This window comes from Bacillus cereus group sp. N24 (assembly GCF_016483345.1).
GTDB lineage: Bacteria > Bacillota > Bacilli > Bacillales > Bacillaceae_G > Bacillus_A > Bacillus_A toyonensis.
This window is the reverse complement of the sequence record NZ_JAEHCA010000055.1, coordinates 1-11,705: the sequence shown is the minus strand read 5'-3', so window position 1 is coordinate 11,705 and position 11,705 is coordinate 1. Positions and strand designations below refer to the sequence as shown.

Genomic DNA, 11,705 nt, shown 5'->3' with positions numbered 1-11,705 from the left:
GAAAAAGGCATTATCACAAGCATGTCTCGTACAGGAAACTGCCATGATAATGCCCTCATAGAATCCTTTCATTCTCACTTGAAATCCGAAGGATTCTATGCGCAAAATATAAAACAATCGAATAATGCTAGTATAATACAAACTGTGGATGAATACATCCACTACTATAATAATGAACGGATTCAGAGAAAATTAGATAACATGTCACCTATAGCTTATAGGAAACATGTTGTCTAGGTGTTTTTTCTTTGTCTCACCAAATGGGGGCAGACCAAGTATAGCGTTTTTTTATATTAGATTAAATGAAATATTAAATTATATTAAGATCCTTATGTGTTAAGTGAACACTTATTTTCCTCATATAACGTATTTACATGCTGTTTTAAATTTTTGATGAATAATAGAATCTCTTGACTAGACATTCTAGCATGTTGAAGATGAAATATGTTGCCTTTTCCGATTTCTAACTCGTTTAAATTCAATGTAATAGGGATATTCCTAAAGACATGCCATGGAAAATACAAGTGTACAAAAGTTTCTCTAAAATATATACCCGATCGACAAATTAATACGCCATCCGATCCTTTACTCAAATTACCAAGGACAGAGGTATCTAAAAAAGCAATGATTTCTTCTTCTTTTGAAACAATATATCGTGCCCAAATTTCCTTTAGCTTTTTGTCTGAAATATGACTGTCTACAAATAACCCATTATCGGGTTCTAATAATTCATCGTACGTCTCAAACAAAGAGCAGATTGATTTTATCTCGTCAATTTTTATAACTGGATATATATCATTTTGCTTTGAATTATGGAACGAATTTGTAAGAGCCATAAGTAATTCTTTAAATAACTGCGGTGGATAATCACTGCCGTTAATATTAAAACTTTTTTGTGCATCAAAAGATAAAAAACCATCTTTATCAATTTCGATTTGTTGCACTTCATTTAATTTATCCCATTTCATATTTTCTTTACCTAATAATCAATTTTTCCAATATAAACCCGAACTTGTAAAATAAACACCATATTTTCCTGAGCCAAATAAATTGCAACTTAAAAAAGCAATAATTCGATCATCCGTTGGTAAAGAGAAACGTTTTTTTGCAATTGATAAGAAATCTTCAGGTATTCTAGTAACATAAAATCTAGACTGCTGATATTCTAAACAAATATCAGTTAAACGATTAATATCTATATTTAGCATGATAATTCTCCATTTCTTATATACTTTTAATATATAAATTATAATATTATCAGGTAAATATTAACACTTAAAATCCGCTTAAATCGAGAGGCACTCTATTGGATTCTAAAATAAATTTGTGTTAAATTGAAAAAATTATTATTTATTTTTATCGTTTTGGGGTAGTGTTTTCTTATTAGCTTGATAGCGATGTGGCGATAGCCCTAATATCTTATTTTTCATTAAGAGTTAAGCACCCCAAATCCCCTTAAAAATTTGTATTCGGAATATTATAACAAAATCAAAAAAAGACCCTACAAGAGGGTCTTTCATGAACTAATATTAAGCTTTTTGAACATTAGTAGCTTGTAGGCCACGTTGTCCTTGTTCTACTTCAAACGTTACACTTTGTCCTTCGTCTAAAGATTTGTAACCGTCGATTTGGATAGCTGAGAAATGTACGAATACGTCTTCTCCACCTTGACGCTCGATGAATCCAAAACCTTTGTCTGCATTAAACCATTTTACTTTACCTTGTTCCATAATTGTTGCCTCCTAGTGTGGATACCCACACATATGTTACTACCCTTGTTCAAATACCTTAGACGAAAAACAAAATTTATTCTTAATCTCAAACCGAACAAAAATAGGTCTTTCTTAAATTAACATACTTTCTAAAAAATAGCAAATTTCAAAAATAAATCCTTATAGTAATTAGCCACTAATAGTGGTTGCTGGAGAAAAAGTCACTATGATAGTCATCACAGCAAGAAGTTACCAAAGGATCTCGACAATATCATTAGTTTGATTTTTTTCAGACATTCAACAACTGATAAAATTAGCTATTTTCGAGTTGAATTTTACTTCTGATAACAAAAATTATGTAAACACAAAAGTCCTCCAGTTAAACAATCCGGAGGACTTTTAATAGTTTTCTAAGTTATCTTCCAAATACAATCAATCCTAAATAAATCAAACTATAACTAATTAAAGCACTTGCAAGCATCAAACCTATTTTTAATAATTTGTCTTTTATATTAGCCTTTACTTCACTTACAGGTTTTCCCTCTATAAAATCAATTATTTGACGATAAGTTTTTAAATTATGCTCTTTTTTCAAGTTTTCAAGCTTCGATGATGAAAGCATAAGCAAAATCGTAAGTACCACAGGTATTATAAGACCGTAATAACCAAAAAAGTAAAATACAGGTGCAATAGAAATAGGAAGCATAATCATTAATGCTAACATAATGTAACTCCACTTAAAGAAAGCTGATTTTTGAAGTTCTTCTTTCATGATCTTTACATCTCCTTTAACTAAATCATCTAGGGAGACATTAAAAAGAATACTCATCATTAATAAATTATGAATATCTGGATAGTTTCTTTCATTTTCCCAGTTAGAAATAGATTGTCTGGAAACATGAATTTTTTCTGCTAACTTCTCTTGAGACATGTTATCCCGTTTACGAAAATATTGTATCTGTTTACCGATGTTCATTTATACATCTCCCTTAAGTTTAAGGTTAAGTTAAAGGCTAATTAAAGACTACCAAATTTCTTTATAATAACGTGATTTTAAGATGTAAAAATGTTTTATCATGCTATTCTCCCCAATTTTTGGTTGAGAAGCTTAGTTAAAAATTGTGTAAGAATTGCACGGCTGTGGCATTAAATCGTTGATTCATTTTCCAAGTAACATTTCTGGTACACTATCAAAAGGAACAATTTTTACACGCATAGCGTCACAGCTTGATACAGAAACACATTATTAGGCGGACATAAAGTATGAATAACACTAATCTTTCTTAAAATAACAACCATTTTACGACCATACCAAAAATACATATCAGTACTCCGTATTTCATCAGCTTGAAAAGAACATCCATAAATTTGTCCTTATCCGCCTGATATGCATTATCTTCTTTACTTAATTCAGTCCTAGGTTTCTCGTTAATTTTAGATTTGGTAGCAGAAACTTTTCTCTTTTGAACACCGCTTTTATTAGCTTTTTGATAATGTTTTATCAATTCAGCAAGGTTATGTGCAAAAACCGAATTCTTCTGCACTCCCAGTTCTGATAATAAATCTATGGAATACCATAACCTCTTCCGATTATTTGTAAGAGTTAAAAAAATCTCCGTTCCTTTTATCTTATCTAATATTAAGTTCGCAGCTTTTTCAAAGTCCTCATTTTCGAAAATAGGTCTATCCATTACATTTCCTGGGTTCCTATTATAACCATTTGGAAGTAATGAATCATAAGCCCTTATTGCATTATCCTCAAACTCGTTTAGTGTTGTAAATGATGTATGCTCTAAAGGTATTAAGCTAATACTAAATTTATCTCCTAAATTATAATCATAATGTATTTCAGGAAGATCATATAGAACGTTCATTTCATGTCTTCCTTTTTGTAAAGTTGGTTCTTTTACAAAGTGCACATACGCCCTGTTGAATACCTCTACCGCTTGTCCAATGTAATACAAATCTCTTACACGATTATGTCACACTTGCAAATAAAGAAAACAATGGTTTATCTGGTACACCTATGGAATTTGAATTCTACAAAGAAAATGATGCAAAGCTACACCACGGGGAGAGTATATATCTTCGCATGAAGCACTCAAATTACGACCAATTCCAATATTTAAATTGGTCTAATTATTCTAGTTGGATTCACCTTGCTCAGAAATCTGATAGTTTAGCTGATTTTAAAATTAAAATTAACCTGGATAATCCTACAGAATATAATATCTTTACAGATGATTATCCATTAAATTATGAAAATATAAATGCAAAGAAAAATTGGATTGTACTAGGTGAAAAAAAGCAAAAGCCTAGCTCATGGAAGTTTATCCCTGTTAGATAACCTAAAAAGAAAAACACTCGTCCTTAATCAGAACGAGTGTTTTTTTTATTCCGTATAATACTTTAAATCAATAATTATATCACAATAAACTGGTGAAAACATATATAAAGGTATATAGAAAAAAATGAGATACTTCCTAAAAAGGATACCGAAAGGAAATTAACAAAAACAATAGATAGTATACGGTATAAATAATATTATGCACTGTGCAATTGCTGAAAATAAGCAAGTATGCATTTCATATCAAATACAAAATATGTTCCGAGTGGGAGAATTATGATTAAATGCTTAAAAGGTAACAACTTTGTTACTTTTTGTTGATATATGTCGATTTGAATGTTATATTCATAACAACAAAGAAAGAGTAAACAAAAACCCTTATCAAGTTATATTTCAGAATTTTTAGTTTTCTCTACCTATGTACTTCTTGTGTCGAAGAAGTTTGTGCATTTTTTCCATTCTTTCTTTGTTTTACCCTTAAATGAAAACAATCTGTTTTTATACAGGTTGTTTTCTTTTGTAAAAATATAATTTATTTTATTATTTTAAGGTATTTGTTTAAGTAAGACATGTACTATGAATTATAATATTTATTGCTTATTTATCCTATAATTATTATATGATAATTATAGGTATTTTATTTTTTAAAAAGATTTTTGCTAATGATTTATCCTTTTCCGACAGAAGACTCTTTCCTCAAAAATGCGAAGGTGGGGAACACCCATTTTAGGTGGGAGATGAATGTCGGTTGGCATAGGACAACATGTTCGCTATCATTTACTTGTACAGATTGCTCTTCGTAAACTGAAGATATGAGGTTGGTTGCAGAAAATCGTAGCAACCGTAAAATCTTCAATGTTCTATCGCCCCACGCTTGCCGAAGTTGCGAAAACCAAGCTAAAGTAGGGAGTGTGGTGAGTCAACGTACAAGATACTTATGTTCTCACCGTAGGGACTACGGGTAGAGCCTGCTAAGATAACCGGTGGATACATCGGTGTTCTCAGGAATCTCCCACTTCAAACAGTCCGTAAGGACGTTAGGTGGTGAGTAGTTCAAATATCTAGTATGTTATCTTTTTCTTTTTTAAGGAACAAAAAGATGATGTAGCATAATGAAAAAGTTGTTGTCCTAAAGGACAACAACTTTTTTCTATACTGGTGCAAAAAAATTAATAATTTCATTGAGCAAGAGAATCATTATTTAAATTGTCTGGGTTTCAAAACTTCGCTATGATTCTCGTATAATTAACATTCATAAATCGGTAATATAGATCAAAGTATTGGTTCGCACTACTGATTTCTATAATACTGCTCGTCCATTAATTGGTTGAACTGGTCGGTTATTCGTTGGGAATAATTTATGGAACACTTTAATTTGTTTTTTGGACATCTCTATTGTCTGTTTCATCACAATCCATTGGACATTTTCAGTACAAGGAGGTGTTGTCAAAGACCCCATGTAACGGAATGATGAATGATCTGAAGGAAGAATCTGTTTTATATCAATGGTATGTTGCACATCGGCCTTTATGTTTTTTCTGTGCGGGAGATTTTGCCACATTGCTGCAAAACCTTCGTTTTTTTGTCCTTCTTTTATCATAATACCTACTACTGCTAACTGACCTTGATCATTTTGATGGACTAGATGTAATTCCATATCTGCATGTTTTCCTTCAAATTGGTGCTCACTTGGTGTATGAAAATGGAATTGTTTTAATGTGTAACGATTTTCTCCTAGCGTGAGATAATCATCAGAACTATTTGCTTTTCCCTCAATACTATGCCCATTATTTTTAATAGAGAATGATATTGGTTGATAGTTTATTTGCAAAAGATTATTATCAACTGTTGATTTTATTTGTTCTGTTTTGATATCTATCGGAGATTGTTCTTGCCCATTTAAACACATATTGTATTCTGGTTTCAATTCTCCCCAGTGCTCTGGACCAGTAGTCCCTTTATATGACCACTGCGTATTTTCCTTCGTAGATTGTTTTTGCGGAGCCTCTTGTTTTGCTGTGTTACATCCCATCAATACTACACTCATTGTTAATATAAGGGGAGTTTTATAAACAAACTTTAAGCCTTTCATACTGTTTCCTCCTTAGTTGATAAAACATTGTATTTAAAGAATATTGCTTGTAACTAAAGGTTCTGTTACAAATTCGCCAAAAATATTAAGAATTTAGAGAAGCATTCCTCGATTGTTATGCAATTTAAGTTATTAAATAGAAAAATGGAATACGGAAACTATACAGTTAATTTACGCGAAAAGGAATAACTATGCTTCTTACCCAAGTTAGAAAATCTTTATACAAAGTCAGGTTGCAGGCGATAATTTTTAAATACTATGAGAAATGGAAGTAAGAGCATATTACATTTCTATCGTTCTATTTGTCTTCATGTAGTACTAAATAGAATAACTTCTTACCCATACCCAAAATCGATTATGTAATCTAATTATGATTCAAATTACTTAACCTGGTCATATTTAGTTGGCATTCCTGTATTCATTCCGAAGCATGGATGTTTTATCATTCTTATATTCATCATCCTCATTCCTAATTGATATTGAATTTCATTTTATATTTATTATAATTATATATAAATTATTAAAAAAAAATCAATATAGATTTATATTCTTTGATGTGATACTATGTATTTCTGGTTATGTTGAAGAGTTTTCAACAATAAGTTATTTTCCTAAATCTACGAAATAGAGAAATCAGTTTAATTGGATCTACCTTCCATCAACATCAAGCTAAAAAACAACCCAAATATAAAAAGATTGAATTCTCAAGATGAAAATGTACAATTTTGTTTTAAGTGCGTCATAAAATTTTTAAGTTGATGGAGAGATAGGGTGACCTCTACTAGTTAGTGGTAATATTAGTTTGTGAAAAAAATGTCGAATTTGTGAGAATTTTGTGATTTTTTGTCTTGTGATACTTTATATTTAGTGCTAAACTCATAATACAAAGAAAGAGTAGCCGAAAATATCTCCATCCGAACAGAAAAGACTGAAGATTCAGTATAATTATTAAATGAATAATACTCATGTTTACTACTCTTTCTTTGTTTTATTTTATATATGATATTGAACATTATGAATAGATAGCGGGGTGAATGGAATGTAATTATTCGGTAAAAGTAGAGGATAAGTATTCTGTTGTTTGTATGACATCTTAATGAATAACATACTTATTACAAATATTTGTAGAGAGAATTGAGACGTTTTTTTCAATCTAGCAATGAAAAATGTGAGTTCATACAAGTAAATAAACAGCTACAAATAATTATGAATCTAGTCAACAAACTGAGAATTTCATTGAAGATTCGGTATAACGAGATTTAGCCATGGAGTTTATCATTCATGCAGATTTTAATTAAGATTCTAAATGCATAAGTAGACCGAAATTGATAAACGTTTTTGATGATCTTTTTGAAAATTATAAGACTATCTAATTAAAAATATGAGAAATGATTTTTAAGTGACATTTGAATAAACAAAATTATTTGTGATTTATATTTTTACTAAATGAATCAAGAATTAGTTTAGAACAATTATTTAAGGACAATGTTTTGGTGTATATAGGAGGGAGTATAAAATAAGGATCTTATCTCAAGAGGGGGATTCATTTACGTTTGATTTCTTTAATTACAAAATCAATTACAAAAACTACAAAAACTATCTTTGGCATTTAAAAAGCCCTATATTACGGATGGGAGCATGAAAGAATGCCTATAGGAGGGGGAAAAAGCTTCTGGTGAATAATGTTATAAATCATTTAAAAATGCGATTAAAAAACTGAATATATTGATATTATAAATATAAAAACAATAAAAAGTAATATCAATAAACTAATAGTGTTGAAATATAACATTATTAATCAGAAATGTATGCTCAAAATAAGACGGTAGATATGATATAAAATCTCGGGATTTTATAGGAATGATGAAAAACGTAACTTCGCCAGTTACAATTATATCGAAAATTGTTTAACTTGTAAATATTAAACTTAGTGAAAGTAATGTTACATTAAAAAAATGAAGTTTAATAGAGTACAAAAGAATTATTTATAGAAATTTATTTTCAAGTTTTATGTGTATAACGATTAAAAAAATGGAATACCATCAGCCTATAAAGTCATTGTCATTGCATATTCATATTAGAGCCATCTAATTATAACTGATAGGAGAATGACATGATCAAGAGAGTAACTTCGATTTTTTCGATTCTAATGCTTTTTATATTTACTATAGGTCAGAGTTTTACATCCATAATAGCAAATGCACAGGAGTTAAATACAACAGGATTTGTTGATAGTTTTGCAATCAATAAGACGACGCTTAACTCCGGAGAAACAACAAGAATGGCAGTACAGTTTAGTGATAAATCTGGGAATCAAATGAAAGCTGGAGATACACTAACATTAACTTTACCTTCAGAATTGAAAGGATATAGTGGAACTATTCCATTAAATAATGATGCAGGTGTTAATTTTGGTACTTGTCAAATAAAGACAAATAATGTTGTATGTACATTTAGTGATACAGTTGAGAAACTTCAAAATATTAGAGGGAATTTTTATTTCCAGGTTAAAGCAATTGATGTTGCACAAGGACAAACGGTAACAACTGAAACGAATTTAGGTACACAATTAGAAAAGAAAACGGTAACGATTATCGGCCCGACTGGTGGTGGAGGTGGCGGATCTTCACCATTTTCATACAAAACGGGTAGCATTCAACCAGAAAACACTAATGAAGTACAATGGGTTTTAAATGCAAATACTTCAAAACAAAATGTAGATAGTGATATTGTTTTGGTTGATACTTTACAAGAAGGGCAAACGCTTAATCAAGATAGTCTCCGTATTGGAGGATTTGCCGCTCCAATGACACCAGAAGAATTCCAAGCTCAAGGTTATGGAACGGTTACATTTATTGGTGATAATGGATTTAAAGCTATTATCAATAAAGATAAAGCCAATGGTCTTACTTTTGTTTTTCAATATAAAGCAAATATAACTGATAGTGGAAAGAAATTAGAAGCATTTTATAATAATTATACCGTAGACTACAAGGTTACAGGTGAAGAGCAAGTATCTAAATCAGATAGTGTTAGTGTTAAAAATATAGATCAGGGCGGCGGTGCGCAAGGCGATTTACCTCCTAAGGGAACGTTAAGAATTGTGAAGCACATTGCCGGTGATGAGACAAAAATTATACCAAATGTTTCATTTAACTTGTATACGGAGTCAGGTCAGCAAATTGGTAGTACGTATACAACCGATCAACAAGGTATGGTCGAGGTTCCAAATTTAGACCCAGGTAATTACTATGTACAGGAGATTGCAGGTCCAAACTATTTGGATTTTGATCCTCAAGTAAAAGTACCTTTTACCATTGATGCAAATGCTGATAAAGGTGTAAAGCTTACTATTCCGAATAAAGTAAAAATGACATCTGTTTCAGGAACGAAAACATGGAATGACAACAATGCAACAGATCGTCCAAGCTCAATTCAAGTAGAGTTACTGCAAAATGGAAATTCAATCAAAACACAAGAAGTAACAGCAGTGAATAGCTGGAACTATACGTTTGCAGATTTACCTGCATATGATAATGATGGTAATGCTTATACGTATACAATAAAAGAGCAACCAGTAGCGGGATACAAATCAGAAGTGAATGGCTACAACATTACAAATACAAAGGATGCAAAGACATCTGTTTCAGGAACGAAAACATGGAAAGACGGAAATGCAACAGATCGTCCAAGCTCAATCCAAGTAGACTTATTGCAAAATGGGAACGTAATCCAAACAAAAGAAGTAACAGCAGCAAATAGTTGGAATTATACATTTGCAGACTTAGCACAATACGATATGAACGGTGTTGCTTATACGTATACAGTAAAAGAGCAACCGGTAGTGGGATACAAATCAGAAGTAAATGGCTACAACATCACAAATACAAAAGTAGCGAAAATGGCAGTAGAAGGAACGAAGAAGTGGAAAGACGGAAATGCAACAAATCGTCCAAGCTCAATCCAAGTAGATTTACTACAAAACGGAAATGTAATCCAAACACAAGAAGTAACAGCGGCAAATGATTGGAAATATTCATTTACAAATGTAGAATCATATGATGTGAATGGTAGTACCTATACGTATACAGTAAAAGAACGACCAGTAGCGGGATACAAATCAGAGATAAGCGGTTATGACATTACAAATACAAAAGTAGGTCAAACAACGGTAGAAGGAACAAAAACGTGGAAGGACGGAAACGCAACAAATCGTCCGACAACAATCAAGGTAGACTTACTACAAAATGGTCAAGTAGTTGCGACGCAAGAAGTAAGTGAAGCAACAGGCTGGAAATATGGATTCAAAGACTTAGCGGCATATGATGCCGAAGGAAATGCGTACAAGTATGAAGTAAAAGAACAACCGGTGGATGGATATAAAACAGAAGTAAACGGTTATGACATTACCAATACAAAAGATGCAAAAACATCTGTTTCAGGAACGAAAACATGGAATGATGGAAATGCAACAGATCGTCCAAGCTCAATCCAAATAGACTTATTGCAAAATGGAAACATAATCCAAACAAAAGAAGTAACAGCAGCGAACGGTTGGAATTATACATTTGTAGACCTAGCGCAATATGATGCAAATGGTGTTGCTTATACGTATACAGTAAAAGAACAACCGGTAGCGGGATACAAAACAGAAGTAAATGGCTACAACATTACAAATACAAAAGTAGCGAAAATGACAGTAGAAGGAACAAAAACGTGGAAAGACGGAAATGCAACAGATCGTCCGACAATGATCAAAGTAGACTTACTACAAAATGGAAATGTGATCAAAACACAAGACGTACTAGCAGTAATAGGTTGGAAATATATATTTGCAGATTTAGAAGCATACGATGCGAATGGAGTAGCTTATCAATATGAAGTGAAAGAACACCTAGTAGCGGGATACAAATCAGAGATAAGCGGTTATGATATTACGAATACAAAAGTAGGCCAAACAACGGTAGAAGGAACAAAGACGTGGAAAGATGGGAATGCGACAAACCGTCCGACGACGATCAAGGTAGACTTACTACAAAATGGTAAAGTAATTGATACAAAAGAAGTGAGCGCAGCGAGCGAATGGAAATATGCGTTTACAGACTTAGCGGCATATGATGCCGAAGGAAATGCGTACAAGTATGATGTAAAAGAACAATCAGTAGATGGATATAAATCCGAAGTAAAAGGTTATGACATTACAAATACAAAAGTGGCACAAACAAAAGTAGAAGGAACGAAGATGTGGAAGGACGGAAACGCAACAAATCGTCCAGAAATGATCAAAGTGGACTTACTACAAAATGGTAAAGTAATTGATACAAAAGAAGTGAGCGCAGCGGGCGAATGGAAATATGCGTTTACAGATTTAGCGGCATATGATGCCGAAGGAAATGCATATAAGTATGAAGTAAAAGAACAACCGGTGGATGGATATAAATCAGAGGTTCATGGTTATGACATTACGAATACAAAAGTAGCGCAAACAACAGTAGAAGGAACGAAGACGTGGAAGGACGGAAACGCAACAAATCGTCCAGAAATGATCAAAGTG

Annotated in this window: 6 protein-coding genes and 2 pseudogenes; 3 read left to right on the top strand and 5 right to left on the bottom strand. The window is 32.0% G+C overall.

The features are described from left to right. On the top strand, positions 1–237 hold a 237-nt coding region (locus JDS95_RS29875; RefSeq protein ID WP_199691009.1), incomplete at its 5' end, for an IS3 family transposase. 92 nt (positions 238–329) lie between these two features. Here JDS95_RS29875 and JDS95_RS29870 read toward each other — a convergent pair. The 4 genes and pseudogenes from JDS95_RS29870 to JDS95_RS29855 form a co-directional block, all read right to left on the bottom strand. Next, positions 330–1,208, bottom strand: a pseudogene (locus tag JDS95_RS29870) (hypothetical protein). Positions 1,209–1,529: 321 nt separating this feature from the next. Next, positions 1,530–1,730, bottom strand: coding sequence for a cold-shock protein (locus JDS95_RS29865; protein ID WP_000434820.1), 201 nt, complete (start codon positions 1,728–1,730; stop codon positions 1,530–1,532). A gap of 397 nt (positions 1,731–2,127) precedes the next feature. Beyond that, the gene (locus JDS95_RS29860) at positions 2,128–2,688 is read right to left on the bottom strand and encodes a helix-turn-helix domain-containing protein (protein ID WP_001020600.1); all 561 of its coding nucleotides are present in this window, start codon (positions 2,686–2,688) and stop codon (positions 2,128–2,130) included. A 307-nt stretch (positions 2,689–2,995) separates the two neighbouring features. Further along, positions 2,996–3,586: a hypothetical protein gene (locus JDS95_RS29855; protein WP_001101999.1), complete on the bottom strand. Its 591-nt coding sequence runs from the start codon at positions 3,584–3,586 to the stop codon at positions 2,996–2,998. A gap of 98 nt (positions 3,587–3,684) precedes the next feature. Here JDS95_RS29855 and JDS95_RS29850 point away from each other — a divergent pair. After that, positions 3,685–4,059 (top strand): annotated as a pseudogene (locus JDS95_RS29850) (zinc dependent phospholipase C family protein); the annotation flags it as partial. A gap of 1,300 nt (positions 4,060–5,359) precedes the next feature. Here JDS95_RS29850 and JDS95_RS29845 read toward each other — a convergent pair. Beyond that, a complete protein-coding gene (locus tag JDS95_RS29845) occupies positions 5,360–6,151 on the bottom strand; it encodes a carbonic anhydrase (RefSeq protein ID WP_000677290.1) in 792 nt (263 codons plus the stop codon). Positions 6,152–8,264: 2,113 nt separating this feature from the next. On the opposite strand from JDS95_RS29845, the gene JDS95_RS29840 reads away from it, so the two are divergent. Next, the coding region (locus JDS95_RS29840; RefSeq protein ID WP_199691008.1) for a Cna B-type domain-containing protein at positions 8,265–11,705 on the top strand (3,441 nt) is incomplete at its 3' end.